Source organism: Streptomyces sp. NPDC001153 (genome assembly GCF_053598315.1).
Genome location: NZ_JBSFJZ010000025.1, coordinates 81,274 through 99,264 on the forward strand (window position 1 = coordinate 81,274; position 17,991 = coordinate 99,264).

The 17,991-nt window shown below is 72.1% G+C and carries 15 protein-coding genes and 1 pseudogene; 8 read left to right on the top strand and 8 right to left on the bottom strand.

Annotation, left to right across the window (positions count from 1 at the left end):
- Positions 1-447 precede the first annotated feature (447 nt).
- The 4 genes from ACWDEN_RS27065 to ACWDEN_RS27080 all read right to left on the bottom strand — a co-directional run bounded on the left by ACWDEN_RS27065 (position 448) and on the right by ACWDEN_RS27080 (position 5,029).
- Positions 448-1,965 (bottom strand): MFS transporter, encoded by a 1,518-nt coding sequence (locus ACWDEN_RS27065; RefSeq protein ID WP_351616834.1) that lies wholly within the window; start codon positions 1,963-1,965, stop codon positions 448-450.
- Between the two features lie 179 nt (positions 1,966-2,144).
- Positions 2,145-3,158, bottom strand: coding sequence for an NrfD/PsrC family molybdoenzyme membrane anchor subunit (gene nrfD, locus ACWDEN_RS27070; RefSeq protein ID WP_450860322.1), 1,014 nt, complete (start codon positions 3,156-3,158; stop codon positions 2,145-2,147).
- The gene (locus ACWDEN_RS27075) at positions 3,155-4,171 is read right to left on the bottom strand and encodes a 4Fe-4S dicluster domain-containing protein (protein WP_450860323.1); all 1,017 of its coding nucleotides are present in this window, start codon (positions 4,169-4,171) and stop codon (positions 3,155-3,157) included. Before ACWDEN_RS27075 ends, nrfD begins: the two co-directional genes overlap by 4 nt.
- Before the next feature lie 411 nt (positions 4,172-4,582).
- Positions 4,583-5,029, bottom strand: a complete 447-nt coding sequence (locus ACWDEN_RS27080; protein WP_351616825.1) for an ATP-binding protein — start codon at positions 5,027-5,029, stop codon at positions 4,583-4,585.
- A 242-nt stretch (positions 5,030-5,271) separates the two neighbouring features.
- On the opposite strand from ACWDEN_RS27080, the gene ACWDEN_RS27085 reads away from it, so the two are divergent.
- The 3 genes from ACWDEN_RS27085 to ACWDEN_RS27095 all read left to right on the top strand — a co-directional run bounded on the left by ACWDEN_RS27085 (position 5,272) and on the right by ACWDEN_RS27095 (position 8,947).
- Entirely contained in the window at positions 5,272-5,694 is a 423-nt protein-coding gene (locus tag ACWDEN_RS27085; protein WP_351616823.1) for a MarR family winged helix-turn-helix transcriptional regulator, read from the top strand.
- Between the two features lie 23 nt (positions 5,695-5,717).
- Positions 5,718-7,481 (top strand): MFS transporter, encoded by a 1,764-nt coding sequence (locus ACWDEN_RS27090; protein ID WP_351616845.1) that lies wholly within the window; start codon positions 5,718-5,720, stop codon positions 7,479-7,481.
- 293 nt (positions 7,482-7,774) lie between these two features.
- Positions 7,775-8,947, top strand: coding sequence for an ANTAR domain-containing protein (locus ACWDEN_RS27095; RefSeq protein ID WP_351616820.1), 1,173 nt, complete (start codon positions 7,775-7,777; stop codon positions 8,945-8,947).
- A 73-nt stretch (positions 8,948-9,020) separates the two neighbouring features.
- On the opposite strand, the gene ACWDEN_RS27100 is transcribed toward ACWDEN_RS27095, so the two are convergent.
- Positions 9,021-9,188, bottom strand: a complete 168-nt coding sequence (locus ACWDEN_RS27100; protein WP_351616817.1) for a hypothetical protein — start codon at positions 9,186-9,188, stop codon at positions 9,021-9,023.
- A gap of 158 nt (positions 9,189-9,346) precedes the next feature.
- Positions 9,347-10,390 (bottom strand): L-glyceraldehyde 3-phosphate reductase, encoded by a 1,044-nt coding sequence (gene mgrA / locus ACWDEN_RS27105; protein WP_351616816.1) that lies wholly within the window; start codon positions 10,388-10,390, stop codon positions 9,347-9,349.
- A gap of 177 nt (positions 10,391-10,567) precedes the next feature.
- Here mgrA and ACWDEN_RS27110 point away from each other — a divergent pair, with 177 nt between their 5' ends.
- Positions 10,568-12,112, top strand: a complete 1,545-nt coding sequence (locus tag ACWDEN_RS27110; RefSeq protein ID WP_450860324.1) for an MFS transporter — start codon at positions 10,568-10,570, stop codon at positions 12,110-12,112.
- A 157-nt stretch (positions 12,113-12,269) separates the two neighbouring features.
- Positions 12,270-13,115 (top strand): chitosanase, encoded by an 846-nt coding sequence (locus ACWDEN_RS27115; RefSeq protein ID WP_351616813.1) that lies wholly within the window; start codon positions 12,270-12,272, stop codon positions 13,113-13,115.
- 10 nt (positions 13,116-13,125) lie between these two features.
- On the opposite strand, the gene ACWDEN_RS27120 is transcribed toward ACWDEN_RS27115, so the two are convergent.
- Positions 13,126-13,746 (bottom strand): DUF4328 domain-containing protein, encoded by a 621-nt coding sequence (locus tag ACWDEN_RS27120; RefSeq protein ID WP_351616810.1) that lies wholly within the window; start codon positions 13,744-13,746, stop codon positions 13,126-13,128.
- Positions 13,747-13,904: 158 nt separating this feature from the next.
- Between ACWDEN_RS27120 and pgm the strand changes: the two genes are divergently transcribed.
- On the top strand, positions 13,905-15,545 hold the full coding sequence (gene pgm, locus ACWDEN_RS27125; protein WP_351616807.1) for a phosphoglucomutase (alpha-D-glucose-1,6-bisphosphate-dependent): 1,641 nt from the start codon (positions 13,905-13,907) through the stop codon (positions 15,543-15,545).
- Positions 15,546-15,730: 185 nt separating this feature from the next.
- On the opposite strand, the gene ACWDEN_RS27130 is transcribed toward pgm, so the two are convergent.
- Entirely contained in the window at positions 15,731-16,648 is a 918-nt protein-coding gene (locus ACWDEN_RS27130; protein ID WP_351616804.1) for an SGNH/GDSL hydrolase family protein, read from the bottom strand.
- 209 nt (positions 16,649-16,857) lie between these two features.
- Between ACWDEN_RS27130 and ACWDEN_RS27135 the strand changes: the two genes are divergently transcribed.
- The gene (locus ACWDEN_RS27135) at positions 16,858-17,151 is read left to right on the top strand and encodes a hypothetical protein (protein WP_351616801.1); all 294 of its coding nucleotides are present in this window, start codon (positions 16,858-16,860) and stop codon (positions 17,149-17,151) included.
- Between the two features lie 45 nt (positions 17,152-17,196).
- Positions 17,197-17,991, top strand: a pseudogene (locus ACWDEN_RS27140) (hypothetical protein); the annotation flags it as partial.

Genomic DNA, 17,991 nt, shown 5'->3' on the forward strand with positions numbered 1-17,991 from the left:
GATCGCCGCCGCCTGTTGTCCGCCCGGCCCGCCGGAGTGCTGCGCGACGGCGCGGCGCTGACGCTCGCCGGAGGCCACGCGTCCTTCGCGGCGGTCGCCGGGGATCGGACTGCGGGTTGCGGGTGCCGGCAGCGGGGGGGGCGGAGGGCGCGCCACGACCCGGAACAGGCCGCGGCACATGTCCTGGCCGTGCTGCCCGAGCCGGCCGTGCACACCCGGACGTGTCCGGCGGCGTACGGGCCCTGCGCGCGGCCGGATACCGGCGGCGCCCTGACGACACGGCTGCGCCGACACCACCCACGCGGTGCCAGACCGGGCCGGACCGACCGACTGCTTCGAGGCCCGGTCTTTTCGGGGGCGCGTGCGGTGGTTCTCGTTGTCGGCGGCGGGCCTGGCCGGTCTGGGTGTCACCGTGTCGGTCGCCGTCACCCGGGTGGGCCACCCGGGTCAGGTCTGCCGGGCGTGCATGGGGCTGTTGGCGACCTCGTCCGGGCACTTCCGGTGCGAGGGGCGCATGCGCCGGTCGCGCCGCCAGTCGGACGTCGCGAGCGCGAGCGACGCCACCATGCCGACGAGGGCGGCGCCCAGCGCGGTGACGACGGCACCGCGGTAGTCGTGACTCCTGCCGAGCACCAGGTAGAAGAAGCCGGGCAGGGCCGCGGTGCCCACCGCCGCACCCAGCCGCTGACCGGTCTGCAGGGCGCCGCCCGCCGCACCCGCCATGCGCACGGGCACGTCCCGCAGCGTCATGGTGATGTTGGGGGAGACCACGCAGCCGCTGCCGACACCGCCGAGGAACAGCACCGGGGCGGCGACCCAGGGCGCGCTGCCGAGGGGCGCGAAGCGGAGCAGCAGCGCCGTGCCGCCCAGGCCGAGGATCACGCCCGTCAGGCCGCACACGGTGAGCAGGCGGCCGAAGCGGTCCACCAGCCGCCCGGCGACCACGGCCGCGCCGGCCGAGCCCAGGGCGAAGGGGGTCACGGCGAGCCCGGACCGGAGCGGGGAGAAGCCCAGACCGTGCTGGTAGAAGAGCGCGAAGACCAGCCACACACCGCTGAACCCGACGAAGTACAGCGTGCCGACCCCGGCGCCGACGGCGTATCCGCGCACGGTGGTGAACAGACGCGGATCGAGCAGCGGCTGGGCGCCCCGCGCGACGAGGCGGCGCTGCCACTGAGCGAAGACGGCGAGGACCGCCACGCCGACGAGGAACAGCCACCACACGTGTCCGATGCCGCCGGAGTCCGCCTGCACCAGCGGGAACATCACCGCGAGGACGCCGAGGCCGAGCAGCACGACGCCGGGCAGGTCCACGCGTCCCCGTCCGGACCGGCGGGTGCGGGGCAGCAGGCGGCGGCCCAGCAGGACGGCCAGGATGCCGATGGGAACGTTGACGTAGAAGATCCACCGCCAGCCCTGGGCGCCGGAGGCCAGGGCCAGGATGGCGCCGCCGGTGATGGGTCCGGTGGCGGACGATATGCCGACGGTGGCGCCGAAGAAGCCGAAGGCGCGGCCGCGTTCGGCGCCGCGGAACATCTGCTGGATCAGCGCGGAGTTCTGCGGGGCCATGAAGCCCGCCGCCAGCCCCTGGGCGAGCCGGGCCACCACCAGCAGAGTGATGCCGGGGGCCGCCCCGCAGGCCGCGCTGAAGACCACGAAACCGCTGAGGGCCAGCAGGAAGATGCGGCGCCGGTCCAGCGCGTCGCCGAGGCGGCCGGCGGTCACGAGGGCGAGGGCGAAGGCGAGCGCGTATCCGGACACCACCCACTGCACCTGCGCGGGGGAGGCGTGCAGATCGCGCTGGATCGTGGGCAGGGCGACCGCCACGATCGTCACGTCCAGCAGGCTCATGAAGCCGGCCACCAGGGTGACCCACAGGGCCCGCCACCGACGGGGATCCGGCTCGTATCCGACCTCCTGACCGCCCGCGTGCCGACCGCCCGCCGCTGACGCCGACGCTGTCACAGGGGCTCCTCTCGCCAGGCCCGGACCCGGATCACCAGCGTCTCCCGGGGCGGACCAAGTTCCCCACGCGGTACGGAACACACACCGCGGCGCGCCCTCGGCAGGCCGCGACCACCGTGCTCGCACGCGCCACCGGCACCTCTGGCGCGGTCCATGCCGCCCCTGCGGTGCTCACGCCGTCAGCGGCCGCGCCGCTCCAGCCGCTCCCGCTGCGGTACGACGGTGTACTTCGGATCCTCCGCGGAGGCAACCCCGGCGTGGAACACGCCGAAGCGCAGGGCGGCCGAGCCGGTGAGCAGCGCCGCTCCGGCCGCCGGCGCCAGGCGCCGGTCCCGCCCGCAGCACAGGGCGAGGGCCGCGCCACCCGCCGTCAGCGCCTCCGCCGCCCGCAGCAGCAGGTGCGGCCTGCCCTGCTCGAAGGGCTCCGCGGTCAGGCCCATGCGCCGCTTCATCGCCTGGAACGCGCCCAGTTCCAGAGCCGCCCCGAGTACGGCCAGCCGGCGGGCCGGCCCCGTCTGGTCGGCCGGGGCCGCGGCCAGCGCCAGGCCGGAGGCCGCGGTGGCGGCCGAGCCCGCGAAGACGAACGGCAGCTCGCGGTGGCCCTCGTGCCAGGACGGCACCGCCGTGTCCGAGAGCAGCACCGCCGTGTACGTGGCCACGGCCGGGCCGAGGACGGCGGCCGCCGCGGTGGCGGCCGAGCCCAGCAGCCGGTACCGGCCCGCCACCTGGGTCACCGCGGCGGTCAGCGTCAGCGGCGCGTACCCCGCCAGCAGCCACGAGCCCACGCTCATGGGGGACGTGGGCTTGAGGACGCGCAGCATGTTCAGGAACCGGGCCGGCCTGCCCAGGTCGTGGACGAGCGCGGCCAGCGACAGGGAGATGGCGCCGGCCGCCCCGAGCTTCGCGGTAGCCGCGAGCCCCGGACGGCCGGTGACCTGGGCCCCGGCCGCGAGCAGCGAGGACGCCCCGGCCAGACCGCCGAGATACAGGTAACCGGCGATGTCCAGCGGCTTCCACGTCGGCTTTTTCAGCACGGGTTTGCCGTAGTACGAGGAGAACGCGGCGTCCGGAACCATCGGCTGCTCGCCCCGCCCCCGCCGACGCCGCCGGCGTCCCTCACCCGCGCCCGTCGGCGCCTGCCTGCCGGGCCGTACGCCCCGCACGCCGTCCCGGGTGACGTCCGACTCGCTCATCGGGGCCTCCTCGCGAAGCTGCCCAGGGCCAGGGCCACCAGCGAGCCGGCGGCCAGCGCCGCGTGCCGCCACATGGCGGGGAGGTCCCGGGTGGTGACCACCGGGTCGGGCGGGAGGCCGTAGACCTCCGGCTCGTCCAGCAGCAGGAAGAACGCGCCGTCGCCGCCGACGCCGTCGTCCGGGCTCTCGCCGTACAGCCGTGCGTCGGGCACGCCGGCCGCGTGCAGCTGCGCCACCCGGGCCTGCGCCCGCTCCCGCAGCTCCTCCAGCGGGCCGAACTGGATGGAGTCCGTGGGGCAGGACTTGGCGCAGGCGGGCTCCATGCCGGTACCGAGCCGGTCGTAGCACAGCGTGCACTTCCACACCCGGCCGTCGCCCTCGCGCTGGTCGATGACGCCGTAGGGGCAGGCGGGCACGCAGTAGCCGCAGCCGTTGCAGATGTCCTGCTGGACGACGACCGTGCCGAACTCGGTGCGGAACAGCGCCCCGGTGGGACACACGTCCAGGCAGGCGGCGTGCGTGCAGTGCTTGCACACGTCGGAGGACATCAGCCAGCGCAACTCGGTACGGCCGTCCGGCGTGAGGGGGGAGATCTGCCCGGCGGGCGCGCCCTCGGAGGCCTGCCCGGGCGGGGGAGTGGTGGCACCGGGGCCGGGGGAGGAGGCGTCGGTCCCGAGGCGGGCCGCGGCGGCGAACACGTCGACGTCCTCGTGCGCGACCCCGGGTTCCTGCCCGCCGAGCGGCTTGCGCTGCTCGACGAAGGCAACATGCCGCCAGGTGTCGGCGCCCAGGCCCTGGGTGTTGTCGTACGACATGCCGGTCCAGACGAGACCGTCCTCCGGGATGGCGTTCCATTCCTTGCACGCCACCTCGCACGCCTTGCAGCCGATGCACACCGAGGTGTCGGTGAAGAAGCCCATCCTCGGCGGGGCGCCCGGGTAGCCGGAGTCCCCGGCCACGTCCGGCTGCGGGCCGTACCACAGATGTCCGCGGACCTCCTCGCGGTCCCTCATCGCCGTACCTCCTCGCTCATGACGGCTCGCCCCTCGGACCGGTGGGCCGGCATCTCCACGTCCTTGCCGGAGTACCAGCGGCTCAGGGCTGTGCGCAGCCGGTACGGGTGGAAGCAGCGCCAGGCGACCGTGCGGGACAGCAGGGGCTTCCGACCGTGCTGGGCCCCTCACTCTCGGTGCCCTGTCTCGAGCCTGGCACGGGTGCCCCGGCTCCGCGCGCCCGAAACGGCGGCCGGGCTCGTTCGCCGCACCGGCGCGGGGGCTACCCGGTGCCGCGGACGGTGTGCGGGGCGAGGAGGCGTGCGTGGTGAACGTGTCGTGTCCCTGGGCCGTCGCGGCCCGGCAGCGGGCCTGGGACCTGGAACGGCCTGTGACTCGGGTCCCGGCAGGCAACGATGCCGCCCCGGACGCTCACTGCTCCTCGGTGGTGAGCGGCACGGTGGCGCTGACCCGCTTGCCGTGGGGCAGCCAGGTCACCTCGAGGGCGCGGGAGAGCATCGCGACGAGGTGCAGCCCGTGCCCGCCGACCCGGCGGGGATCGGGAGGGCGCCGCAGGGGCGGGTCGGGGGAGGTGTCCGACACCGTGATGTGCAGGGCGCCGGCGCCGGGCAGCACTTCCAGGCTGAGTGTGCACGGGCCGGGGGCGTGCTTGGCCACGTTGGTGACGAGTTCGCTGGTGACGAGCCGGGCGTCCTGCACCGCGCGTCTCGGGGGTGCGGGTCGCACCTCGGCAAGCAGCGCGGCGACGGCGTCCCGGGCATCGCCGATGGCGGCCACCGCGTCGTCCCAGGTGCGGCTGCAGCGCAGGAGCGCGGGACGGGCCCGCGTCCTCGTGTGCGTCCCGGGCGGGATGTCCATACGTCGTTGCCCTTTTCGTCCGGCGCCAGAGGCCCTTCCTGTGCATACGGGAACGTCCCGTCCTCTGCGCGGATACCCGCTGGACCGTCGATCAAGGGCACGTATGCCGCGATTCCTTCGGTTGCCCACGATTCCCAGGTCGCAGGCCACGGACGGGTCGGTGCCTGAACGCGGCTCGCCGGGAGCCTGATTACTTACCTTTGGTTGAACAGCCCAGACTGATAAACCTATCGTTAGTAATTGTGGACACGGTTGCACTCGCCGCCGCACTGCGGCTGGCCATGGGCCGGATCGTCCGCCGACTGCGCCAGGCGCACGCGGTCGGCGACGTGACGTTGTCCGGCGTCTCGGTGCTGGCCCGGCTGGCCCGCACCGGTCCGGATTCGCCCGGCTCCCTCGCCGAACTGGAACGCGTCCGGCCGCAGGCGATGGCCAGCACCCTCGCCGGGCTCGAACAACGCGGACTGGTGAGCCGTACCCCCGACACGGCCGACGGCCGCCGGGCCATCGTCTCGATCACGGACGACGGGCGGACCATGCTGGAGCAGCGCCGCTCCGAGTCCGTGGCCCGGCTCGCCCGCGCTCTCGAGGAGTTGACCCCGCAGGAGCGGCAGGCCCTGGACGACGTCCTGCCCCTGCTCGACCGGCTGGCGGAACGACTGTGACCGGCCGTACGCCCGCCGCGGGCATACGCGGCCGGCTCCTCGCCCGCTCGGCCCGCCTCAGGGAGACGGCGCCGGGCCCCGGCTACAAGTGGGTCGCGCTCTCCAACACCACCCTCGGTGTCCTGATCGCCACGATGGACGCCTCCATCGTGATCATCTCGCTGCCGGCCATCTTCCGCGGCATCGGCCTGGACCCGCTCGCGGCCGGCAACATCGGCTACCTGCTGTGGATGATCCTCGGCTATCTGCTGGTGTCGGCCGTCCTGGTGGTCGTGCTCGGCCGGCTCGGCGACATGTTCGGCCGGGTCCGCATCTACAACCTGGGCTTCCTGGTCTTCGCCTGCGCCTCCGTCGCCCTGTCCCTCGACCCGTTCCGGGCCGGCGCGGGCGCTCTGTGGCTGATCCTGTGGCGGATCGTGCAGGCCTTCGGCGGGTCCATGCTCACCGCCAACTCGGCCGCCATCCTCACCGACGCCTTCCCGGCCCGGCAGCGCGGCATGGCCCTCGGCATCAACCAGATCACCGCGCTCGCCGGGCAGTTCCTCGGCCTGCTCGCCGGCGGCCTGCTGGCCGCGGTCGACTGGCGGGCGGTGTTCTGGGTGAGCGTCCCGGTCAGCGTCACCGGCACCGTCTGGTCGTACCTGAGCCTGCGCGAGACCTCGGCCGGCGCACGCGGCCGGATCGACTGGCTCGGCAACCTCACCTTCGCCTCCGGCGCGGGCATCCTGCTCGCGGGCATCACCTACGGCATCCAGCCCTACGGCGGCCACTCCACGGGCTGGACCAACCCCTGGGTGCTGGCCGGCCTGATCGGCGGTGTGCTCCTGCTGCTGGTGTTCGCCCGCGTCGAGACGCGGGCCGCCGAGCCCATGTTCCGGCTGTCGCTGTTCCGTGTACGTGCGTTCGCCGCGGGCAACCTGGCCGCCCTGCTCACCGCGATCGCCCGCGGCGGACTGCAGTTCATGCTGATCATCTGGCTGCAGGGCATCTGGCTGCCGCTGCGCGGCTACGACTTCGAGGACACCCCGCTGTGGGCCGGCATCTTCATGCTGCCGCTCACCCTCGGCTTCCTGGTCGCCGGCCCCGTCTCCGGCTACCTGTCCGACCGCTTCGGCGCCCGCTTCTTCTCCACCGCGGGACTGGTCGTCGTCGCCGGTTCCTTCCTCGGTCTGCTGGCCCTCCCCGTGGACTTCGACTACGGCGTCTTCGCGATGCTGCTCCTGCTCAACGGCCTCGGCCAGGGCATGTTCTCCTCGCCCAACACCTCCTCCATCATGGGCAGCGTGCCCGCCCGTCACCGGGGCGTGGCCTCCGGGATGCGCTCCACCTTCCAGAACTCCGGTACGGCCCTGTCCATCGGCGTCTTCTTCTCGCTGATGGTCTCCGGCCTCGCGAGCACCCTGCCGAGGACGCTCGGCAGCGGACTCCAGGCGCACGGCGTGCCCGCCTCGACCGCACACCAGGTGGCCTCGCTGCCCCCCGTCAGCACCCTGTTCGCCACCTTCCTCGGCGACAACCCGGTCGGCCATCTGCTCGGCGGCGGCACCCTGGACCGTCTGACCGCCGCCCAACGGGCCACCCTGACCGGCCACACCTTCTTTCCGGAACTGGTCTCCGGGCCCTTCCACCACGGCCTGACCATCGTCTTCGGCGTCGCCGCGGGCATGGCCCTGGTCTCCGCGCTCGCCTCCGCCCTGCGCGGCGGCCACGTGCGCGCCGACGACGACACCCCGCAGGCGGGGGCGGACCACTCGGCGCGGGCCCGGCCCACGCGTACCTCGCCCTAGAAGTCGCGGCGGGAGCACACCCGGAGCCGTGGAGACCGGGGTACGTCGAAGCTCCCCCAGCACTGTTCCGAACCAGAGGAGCCCCGGACCATCGACCACAGGCCGTGGTCTCCATTCCAGTGTGCGTCGACGGCACAGGTGCACACAACCGTGCACGCGCCACCCGGCCGGGGCGAGGCGTCGGCCTGCCGGATGGGCTGCTTGCCTTTTCGTCGCGGGAGGGAACAGGGTGGAGGAAGCAGCGTTCAGGAAGCGGTGAGGGGCTGCCAGCCGATGTCGGTGGGTGAGGCTCTGTGACGGTAGAGGCCACGGTCACCGTGCAGCCGGTGACCGAGCAGGCGGTGGTGCTCCGACTGACGGGAACTCTCGACGCCCGCGGCGCCGGAGTGCTCGGACGCGAACTGGACCTGCGGCTGCGGCGGGCCGACGAGCGGGGCCTGCGGCTCGTCCTGGACATGTCCGGTGTGCGGGAGGTGAGCAGCACGGCGGTGCACGCCCTCGACCTCCACACCCGGCACCGCGCCGCCGGACCCGTCCTGGTCACCGGGGCCACCCCTCAGGTACACCGGCTGCTCACGACGACACCGCTGCCGGGCATCCGCCTGTACCCGAGTCTCGAGGGCGCCCTCGCCACCCTGAGCAGTGTGCGTGCGAGCCGGGCGTACCCGTCCGCGGACGTCCCCGGTGAGGTCTTCGGCCTGCGGGCCAAGGCCCGCACCAGCGGGATCATCGGCATTGCCCAGGGCATCCTGATCGCCCGGTACTCGCTGCCCGGACCCGCTGACGCCTTCGCCCTGCTGCGCGCGGCCTCCCAGCACCACAACGTGCCGCTGCGGGTGGTGGCCTCGGCCGTGGTGACCGCACCGCCGCCGCTGACGGAACGGGAGTGGTTCCCCGGGCGCCGGCACACCCCGCCACCCGCCCTCGGGTTCCCGCAGGCCGACGCCGTGGACCCGCGGGACGGGCGGCAGGTGCTGAGGGCGGCCCTGTACGCGGCGGTGACGCTGGCGGACGCCGACGCGGCCGAGATCCATCTGACCGACAAGGTGCAGGACGAGGCGCTCGTACTCGAGGCTCATCACGGGCTGGACGCGGCCTACCGTGACTGTCTCGCGCTGGTGGCCGGACCGCCCGCGGTGTGTGCGCGGGCGCAGATCGCCGGCCGGCCGGTGACCGTGGCGGACGTGGCCGCGGAGCCGGAACTGGCCGGTCATCCGGTGGGCCGGGCGGCGCTCGCGGTGGGCAGCCGAGCGCTGCACAGCGTGCCGATGACGACGGACGCCGGCGACTGCCACGGAGTGATCACGCTGCACCGCGTCGACCCCGGCGCGTGGCTGCACCCCGGTCAGGAGGCCGGTCTCGACGGCTTGGCCCGTGACCTCGCCATGTGGCGGTCCTGGTACCGGCGCACCGTGGTTCAGGACGCCCTGGAGCACCTGCACCGGCAGGCTGCCGGGGCCGGCTGAGCGGCCGGTCGGGGGGCGGGCCGGCCCTCGCCGACCCGCCGTACGACCTGCCGCTGGGCAGGGAGCGGGGACGCTAGCGGACGGTGCCCTCGTCGGGGACGCCCTGGCACATGTGGCACAGTTCGTGGTCCCCCTCGCGCGTGACGACGGTGCCCCAGCCGAGGCACACCTCGCAGTCGCGGGCGAGGTTCAGGTCGGGACGGGGAGGCAGGAGGGTGCTGCGGTGGGCTCCGGGTGCCATAGGCGAGCGGCTCCTTGGAAGTCGCGAGTGAACCTGAGGGCGCTGCAGTCCACGTTGACAACGCTGTCCTTACGACATCCATTATGTCCGCTTTATTCCCGATGTCTGTGGCGAATGTCACAGAATGCCTATCTCTGGCCCGGGACCGCCGGGCCCGCTCACCCCAACTGGCCCAGCCGCGCCTCACGCCACAGGTCCACGCCGCCGTCGGTCGCGTACTTGTCGATCTCGGCCAGTTCCCCGGCGTCGAACCGGAGGTTCTCCAGCGCGGCGACGTTCTGCTCCAGCTGCTCGGTGCGCGAGGCCCCGATGACGAGCGACGTCACCCGGTCGTCGCGCAGCGCCCAGGCCAGCGCGAGCTGCGCCAGCGACTGTCCGCGGCGGGCCGCGATGTCGTTCAGGGCGCGCAGCCGCCGCAGCATGTCGTCCGTCAGCCAGGAGGCGTCGAAGGAGGTGCCGCGCGCCGCCCGCGAGTCGTTCGGCACACCGTCCAGGTAGCGGCCGGTGAGCAGGCCCTGGGCGAGGGCGGTGAAGCCGATGACCCCGAAGCCCTCCTCCTCGGCCACGTCCAGCAGGCCGTCCGTCTCGATCCAGCGGTTGAGCATGCTGTACGACGGCTGGTGGATCAGCAGCGGGGTGCCCAGCTCCCGCAGGATCGCCGCCGCCTGCCGGGTGCGCTCGGCGTCGTAGGAGGAGATGCCGACGTACAGCGCCTTGCCCTGGCGTACGGCGGTGTCGAGCGCCCCCATCGTCTCCTCCAGCGGCGTGGTCGCGTCCAGCCGGTGGGAGTAGAAGATGTCCACGTAGTCCACGCCCATCCGGCGCAGCGACTGGTCCAGCGAGGCCAGCACGTACTTCCGGGAGCCGCCGCCCTGCCCGTAGGGACCGGGCCACATGTCCCAGCCGGCCTTGGTGGAGATCACCAGCTCGTCGCGGTACGGCGCGAGGTCCCGCTTCAGCAGCCGGCCGAAGTTCAGCTCGGCGGCGCCGTACGGCGGGCCGTAGTTGTTGGCCAGGTCGTGGTGCGTGATCCCCAGGTCGAAGGCGCGCAGGGCGATCTCGCGCTGGGTCTCGAAGGGGCGGTCGTCGCCGAAGTTGTGCCAGTAGCCCAGGGACAGGACGGGCAGGTCCAGCCCCGATCGGCCGGTGCGCCGGTAGCGCATGGTGCCGTCGTAGCGTGCGGGGTCCGCGACGTGGGTCATCGGGTCCTCTCCGGGTGGTGCTGTTCGGGTCGCCCCTCCGTGTGCGGACGGGCTCGTCCACCCTGCGTCCGCGCGCCGCGCAAGTCCAACCGCCGTACCGGATGGGATTGAGCGGTTCCGTTTCTGAATCGGCCATGGGGGCAGGCGGTGATCGGTGGGCGGCGGAAGGAGGCGCTCGTGAGCGGTGCCGGTGCGCGGGGTCGGCGGGAGAGCCGAGGTGGCCCGCGGGCGCCGCAGGCCGTGGCACGGCTGCCCCTCCAGGTCCGCGAGGAGCTGACCCGCAGGCTTCGCCGCAACCGGCGGGCGTTCGGCAGGGGCGACGTCGAGGTCGTCGAGCCACCGCTGCTCCGGCGCGCCGTGGGTGCCTCCGCGCTCGGGAACTGCATGGAGTGGTTCGACTTCGGTGTCTACAGCTACCTCGCCGCCACCCTCGGCAAGGTGTTCTTCCCCGGCGCCTCCCCGGCCGCGCAGGTCATCTCCTCCTTCGCCACCTTCGCCGCCGCCTTCGTCGTCCGGCCGCTCGGCGGCCTGGTCTTCGGACCGCTCGGCGACCGGATCGGCCGGCAGAAGGTGCTCGCCACCACCATGATCATGATGGCGGTCGGCACCTTCGCCATCGGTGTCATCCCCGGCTACGGCACGATCGGCATCGCCGCACCCGTGCTGCTCCTGCTGGCCCGTATGGTGCAGGGCTTCTCCACCGGCGGGGAGTACGGCGGCGCGACCACCTTCGTCTCCGAGTACTCGCCGGACCGCAGGCGCGGATTCCTCTCCAGCTGGCTCGACTTCGGCACCTTCGTCGGCTACGCCCTCGGCTCGGCCCTCGTCACCGTGCTCAATCTGGCCCTGACGGACGCTCAGATGCTGTCCTGGGGCTGGCGCGTCCCGTTCCTGATCGCCGGACCGCTCGGTGTGATCGGTCTCTACATGCGGCTCAAGCTGGAGGAGTCCCCGGCCTTCCAGCAGCAGCTGGACGAACACGAGAAGGCCCTGGTGCAGGAATCGGCGCGCAGCGAGTTCAAGGACATCGTCCGCAACCACTGGGGGGAACTGCTCGTCTGCATGGGCCTGGTGCTGCTGTACAACGTCACCAACTACATGGTCACCGGCTATCTGCCGACCTATCAGACCGAGGTCCTGCACCGTACCAGCGGCTCCGCCGACGTCCTGGTGCTCGTCGGCATGCTGTGGATCGTGGTGCTGATCACCTTCCTCGGCCGGCTCAGCGACCGCGTCGGCCGGCGGCCGGTCTACGCCGTCGCGGCCGCCGCGATGATCGTGCTGGCGGTGCCCGCGTTCCGGCTGATCAAGGAGCACGGCACCTGGCCGCCGATCCTCGGTGTCCTGCTGCTGGCCACTCTGCTGGCCTGTTTCGCCGCACCGAGCGCGGCGACGCTGCCCGCCCTGTTCCCGACCGCCGTCCGCTACGCCGCGATGGGCATCGGCTTCAACGTCGCCGTCTCCGCCTTCGGCGGCACCACCCCGCTGGTGACCGCCGCGCTGGTCACGGCCACCGGTGACGACCTGATGCCGGCCTACTACCTGATGCTGGCCGGGGTCATCGGACTGCTGACGGTGAAGTTCCTGCCCGAGAGCGCCCAGGTGCCGCTCAAGGGTTCGCGGCCGATGGTCGGTTCGCGGGAGGAGCAGCGTGAACTGATCACCATGTCACGGCAGTTGTACGACTACGTGCAGCAACAGGACGGCGTGCGGCACACCTGAGGCACGCCCCTCCCGTCAGAGTCCTCGTTCGATCCTACGAACTTCTCGCGAGCCTGGTTACCGAGCTCCGCTGCATTTGATAGGAAACTTTCCTACCAGAATCTGCTACGGCCCAGCACGGACCAACCACCCACCCCCCACTCCCGCTTGGAGCCCTGTGGTGAACACAGACCGCGAGACCGCAGCCCCCGCGCCCCTATCCCGCCGGACCGTCGTCGCCCTGCTCGGCGCCACCGTCGCCTCCGGCGCCCTGCTCGCGTCCCAGCGCGCGACCGCCGCACCCGCGGCGTCGTCGTCGGGCCTCGACGACCCGGCGAAGAAGGAGATCGCCATGGAACTGGTGTCGAGCGCGGAGAACTCCTCGCTCGACTGGAAGGCCCAGTACAAGTACATAGAGGACATCGGCGACGGCCGCGGCTACACCGCCGGCATCATCGGCTTCTGTTCCGGCACCGGCGACATGCTCGACCTGGTCCAGCTCTACGCCGACCGTGAGCCCGGCAACGTCCTCGCCAAGTACCTGCCCGCGCTGCGCAAGGTCAACGGCTCCGACTCCCACCAGGGCCTGGACCCGAACTTCCCCAAGGACTGGCGCAAGGCCGCCCAGGACGCCGTGTTCCAGCAGTGCCAGAACGACGAGCGCGACCGCGTCTACTTCAACCCCGCGGTCGCCCAGGGCAAGGCCGACGGCCTGCGCACCCTGGGCCAGTTCTGCTACTACGACGCCATCGTCATGCACGGCGACGGCGACGACCCGACCAGCTTCCGCAACATCCGCAAGCGCGCCCTGCGCAGCGCCAAGCCGCCGGCGCAGGGCGGCGACGAGAAGACGTACCTCAACGCCTTCCTCGACGCCCGGGTGTGGGCCATGAAGCAGGAGGAGGCGCACAGCGACACCAGTCGTGTCGACACCGAGCAGCGGGTCTTCCTGCGCAAGGGCAACCTCGACCTCGACACCCCGCTCGACTGGAAGGTGTACGGGGACAGTTACCACATCGGCTGACGCGCGGGTGTCACAAGGCGTGCGGCAGGTCGACGGGTATGGGCACCTGAGGCCCCGCGCCGAGCCCGGCGGCCTGCCGCACCGTGATGCGCTGGATCACGACGGTCGCCAGGGCGGCGGCCAGCAGGTCGAGGCCTTCCGCCGCCACCAGGAGGGGCAGCGAGGTGCCGCCGTCCAGGTTCGCGGCGGTCAGGGACAGCGCCGCGTGCCCGACCCAGGCCGCCCACCACACGTTCACGAGGAGGTCTCCCCGGCCCGCGTCCGCGCCGTCGGGCGCGCTCGCGCGGTGGACGTCCTGCACGAGTCCGCGGGGCACCCAGAGATTGAACACCGGTATCAGCCAGGCCAGAACGGCCCAGGTGACGGAACCGGGGACCCTGCCGGGCGAGAGCAGCTCGGCGTTGCGCCGGCAGCGGGCGAACCAGAGGAGGAACAGCACGATCGCCGCCGTCATCACGTTCACGAAGATCATTGACACCCGGCCGGTATCGGAGGCGGTGGTCGTCGACGGATGCAGCAGATGAGCGCGGACCGTCAGCGCCCGGACGAGTTCGCCACCGGCCGCCGCCGGCACGGCGAACTGGGCGCAACGCGCGAGGAACCAAGGAGCCTTGGCGGCGGAACCGGTCACGGTGGAAGACCCGTCTGTGAGGGCGCCCAGCACATGCGGCAGGGCAGCGCGAAGATCGAAGGACCGGATCATAAGGCGGGGCGCACTCGCATGTCAGGGCCCTGACGAGCAAAGATGGGCGGTGAGCGACCGATCCGACGACGCGGAGGACAGGACTCATGCCGCACGAGCGAGCCGGCCGGCCGGCCGGTCCCGAGGACCTTGTCGACGTGGCCCGGCTGGTCACGGCGTACTACGCACTGCACCCGGACCCCGCCGACCCGGCGCAGCGGGTGGCGTTCGGCACCTCCGGGCACCGGGGCTCGTCCCTGGCGACCGCCTTCAACGAGGACCACATCGCCGCCACCAGCCAGGCCATCTGCGAGTACCGCACGGCCCAGGGCACCGACGGTCCCCTGTTCCTCGGCGCCGACACCCACGCCCTGTCCGAGCCCGCGAGGGTGACCGCACTGGAGGTGTTCGCGGCGAACGGCGTCACCGTGCTCATCGACAGCGCCGACGGCTACACGCCCACTCCCGCCGTCTCGCACGCGATCCTCACCCACAACCGGGGCCGCGCCTCCGGCCTCGCCGACGGCGTGGTCGTCACCCCCTCCCACAACCCGCCGGGCGACGGCGGCTTCAAGTACAACCCCCCGAGCGGCGGCCCAGCGGCCTCCGACGCCACCTCCTGGATCCAGGACCGGGCCAACGAGATCATCACCGGCGGCCTGAAGGACGTACGCCGGATGCCGTACGCGCGGGCGCTCGCCGCCGAGACGACCGGGCGGTACGACTTCCTCGGCGCCTACGTCGGCGATCTGCCGGGCGTGCTGGACCTGGCCGCCGTCCGCGCGGCCGGCGTGCGCATCGGCGCCGACCCGCTCGGCGGAGCCTCCGTCGCCTACTGGGGACGCATCGCCGAACAGCACGGCATCGACCTCACCGTGGTCAACCCGCACACCGATCCCACCTGGCGGTTCATGACGCTGGACTGGGACGGCCAGATCCGCATGGACTGCTCCTCGCCGTACGCCATGGCCTCTCTCATCGAGCAGCGCGACCGGTTCCGCATCGCCACCGGCAACGACGCCGACGCCGACCGGCACGGCATCGTCACCCCGGACGCCGGCCTGATGAACCCCAACCACTACCTCGCGGTCGCCATCTCCTACCTGTACCGCCACCGTGACCAGTGGCCCGCCGGCGCCGGCATCGGCAAGACGCTGGTCTCCTCCACGATGATCGACCGGGTCGCCGCAGACCTCGGCCGCCAACTGGTCGAGGTTCCGGTCGGGTTCAAGTGGTTCGTGGACGGACTGGTCGACGGTGCCATCGGGTTCGGCGGCGAGGAGTCCGCCGGCGCCTCCTTCCTGCGTCGCGACGGCTCAGTGTGGACCACCGACAAGGACGGCATCATCCTGGCCCTGCTCGCATCCGAGATCACGGCCGTCACGGACCGGACCCCTTCGGAGCACTACGCCGACCTGACGGCCCGCTTCGGCGAACCCGCGTACGCCCGCATCGACGCGCCCGCGACCCGCGAACAGAAGGCGCTGCTCGGCACGTTGTCACCGGCCCAGGTGTCCGCCGACACGCTCGCCGGCGAAGCCGTCACGGCCGTCCTCACCGAGGCGCCCGGAAACGGCGCCGCGATCGGAGGCATCAAGGTGACCACGGACAATGCCTGGTTCGCGGCCCGCCCTTCGGGCACGGAGGACGTCTACAAGGTCTACGCCGAGTCCTTCCTGGGCCCGGACCACCTCGCCCGGGTGCAGCAGGAGGCCCAGGCGGTGGTGCTGGGCGCGCTCGGCGGCTGAGGAAGGGGCGGCACGGCGCGGCACGGGCTCGGTCCTGCTGCGAGTTCCGCCGCGGTCAGGAGTCCGGCGGCCCGACGCGGTCAGGTCTCCTGACATGGGTTCCACTGCTGTCAGGAGACCGGGCCGGGCCGCGGAGTCGGGCCCGGCCACGGAGTTCCCCCGGTCACGGAGGCCGCCCGGCCGAATCAGCCGCGGCCGCGTCCCTGTTCCAGTCTGTCCAGCACCGCCTGCGCCATGGCTTCCTCACCTGTGGCGTTGGGGTGCGCCGGGGCGGCCGGCGCGGCCGGCTGGAGCGGTTCGATCCAGCGGTCCGCGGGCGCCCTGCACATGTCGTGGCCGACTGTGGGGCCGTAGGTGTCCACGTACTCGGCCCGGTTCACCGCGGCCACCACGCGCAGCATCAGGTTCAGCCGCTTCTCGGTGTCCCGGAGGTAGGGGAAGTCCTTCTGCGCGAACGGCACCTGCGGGAAGCAGCCACTGCCGTCGTCGGGCAGCAGGTCCGGATAACCGACGACGACCACGCGCGCGTGCGGCGCCCTCGCGTGCACGGCCCGCAGCACCCGGTCGACCTTCGGCGCGGCCTGTACGATCGCGAGGGCCAGCTGGTCGTAGCCGGACGCCTTGTACGAGCGCTCGCAGGGGTTGCCCGTCGGGTCCTGGGCGGCCAGGTGGGCGCAGGTGTTGATGATCGGGCCGAAGCCGACGTCGTTGCCGCCGATCTGCACCGTCACCAGGTCCGTGCCACGTCGGACGGCGTCGAGCTGGGGCGCGTTGGTGCCCTGCGCCTGCCACATCTCGGCGGTCGTCGCGCCGGCGCAGCTGACGTCCTTGAAGGTGCTCACCTGACGCCCGTCCGCCACCAGCGAGGGGTAATTGCGGTCGGACCGGGCGCAGTTGGCGTCCACCTGCTGCGGGATTCCGGGGCCCGAGGTGTAGGAGTCGCCGAGAGCGACGTAGTCGATGCCGTGTCCGTGTTCCGTGGTGTGCGCGGAGGCCGGTGCCGTGGCGGCCGCGACGAGGACGCAACCGCCCACCGCCGCCCCCAGTACGGCGGCTCCCCGCCGGCCTCTCGCCCCGCCCGCCGCACGTGTGCCGTTCGCCATGGATCCTCCCCCTGAGACCGGTTCATCGCACGGTGCCGGCACCGGAGAGCGGCCCTCGCGCGTTCGACTGAGTCTGTATACCGTCCGGTAGGTCGCGCGGACCAGAAGCGGGAAGCAACGAGTTCAGGCGCGTGGAGGCACCTGCGCCGGCTTCCGGGCGGGACGGGATCCGCAACCAGGCGAGGGTGCCGCCGAGTGGCGTAGTGGCGATGAGTTCGCCGAGCACTGCTCGCCTGATGGCATGTCAGCTCTCGCTTTCGGTGCGGCGGCCACGTGTCCGAGTTGATGATCCGTCAGTCGAGCGCGCCCTCGGGCTGACTGGTGTCGTGCGCGCGACCTGCAAGTTCGTCGTGATTGCTGCGGCAGTACTCGGCGCGGCGTGCCTGCTTGGGGCGCAGGCAGCCGAGTGCTGCGCGCTACACCATCCGGTGGCTTCTGATCGTATCAGCGTTATTTCCGGCCTCGATTTCCAGATCATTCCACTAACGACCCATCAGGACTGACCCGACGTCATCAAGCTCTGACCCAAGTCGAGGAGAGTGGAGAGAATGACGACATCGCCGCGACGGCGATCCGTTCTGGCGTCAGCTGCCACCATCGCCGCGCTCACTGCAGGCGCGCTCGCGAACCCGTGTGCCGCCTATGCGCATGATCACACCACCCCGCAACCTCCCTACCCGAAGGGGCTCGACTACCCGCTTCATCCCGAGAGGCCGGAGTCTCCGGTCAAGTCGGTCTATCCGAGTCATCCCGAGAAGCCCGTACACCCGGTGAAGCCGGTCTTTCCGGAGCGGCCTGTCCACCCGGTGAAGCCGGTCTATCCGGAGCAGCCTGTTCACCCGGTGAAGCCCGAGTTGCCGCAGCGGCCGGTGAAGCCCGTGTATCCGGAGAAGCCCGTGCAGCCCGTCAAGCCGGTCTATCCGGAGAAGCCTGTTCACCCGGTGAAGCCTGAGTTGCCGCAGCGGCCGGTCAAGCCGGTGTATCCGGTGAAGCCTGAGCTGCCGGTGAAGCCTGAGCTGCCGGTGAAGCCTGAGCTGCCGGTGAAGCCGGTGTATCCGGTGAAGCCTGAGTTGCCGCAGCGGCCGGTGAAGCCGGTGTATCCGGTGAAGCCTGAGTTGCCGGTGAAACCGGTCTATCCGGTGAAGCCTGAGTTGCCGGTGAAGCCGGTGTATCCGGAGAAGCCCGTGCAGCCCGTCAAGCCGGTCTATCCGGTGAAGCCTGAGCTGCCGGTGAAGCCGGTGTATCCGGTGAAGCCTGAGCTGCCGGTGAAGCCGGTGTATCCGGTGAAGCCTGAGTTGCCGGTGAAGCCGGTGTATCCGGTGAAGCCTGAGTTGCCGCAGCGG

Bases quoted from the DNA above. Each gene is read 5' to 3' on its own strand.
- ACWDEN_RS27135 (WP_351616801.1), top strand. From the start codon at position 16,858: ATGAGTTCGCCGAGCACTGCTCGCCTGATGGCATGTCAGCTCTCGCTT.
- ACWDEN_RS27100 (WP_351616817.1), bottom strand. From the start codon at position 9,188: ATGGCACCCGGAGCCCACCGCAGCACCCTCCTGCCTCCCCGTCCCGAC.
- ACWDEN_RS27130 (WP_351616804.1), bottom strand. From the start codon at position 16,648: ATGGCGAACGGCACACGTGCGGCGGGCGGGGCGAGAGGCCGGCGGGGA.
- ACWDEN_RS27080 (WP_351616825.1), bottom strand. From the start codon at position 5,029: ATGGACATCCCGCCCGGGACGCACACGAGGACGCGGGCCCGTCCCGCG.
- pgm (WP_351616807.1), top strand. From the start codon at position 13,905: ATGCCGCACGAGCGAGCCGGCCGGCCGGCCGGTCCCGAGGACCTTGTC.
- mgrA (WP_351616816.1), bottom strand. From the start codon at position 10,390: ATGACCCACGTCGCGGACCCCGCACGCTACGACGGCACCATGCGCTAC.
- ACWDEN_RS27075 (WP_450860323.1), bottom strand. From the start codon at position 4,171: ATGAGGGACCGCGAGGAGGTCCGCGGACATCTGTGGTACGGCCCGCAG.
- nrfD (WP_450860322.1), bottom strand. From the start codon at position 3,158: ATGAGCGAGTCGGACGTCACCCGGGACGGCGTGCGGGGCGTACGGCCC.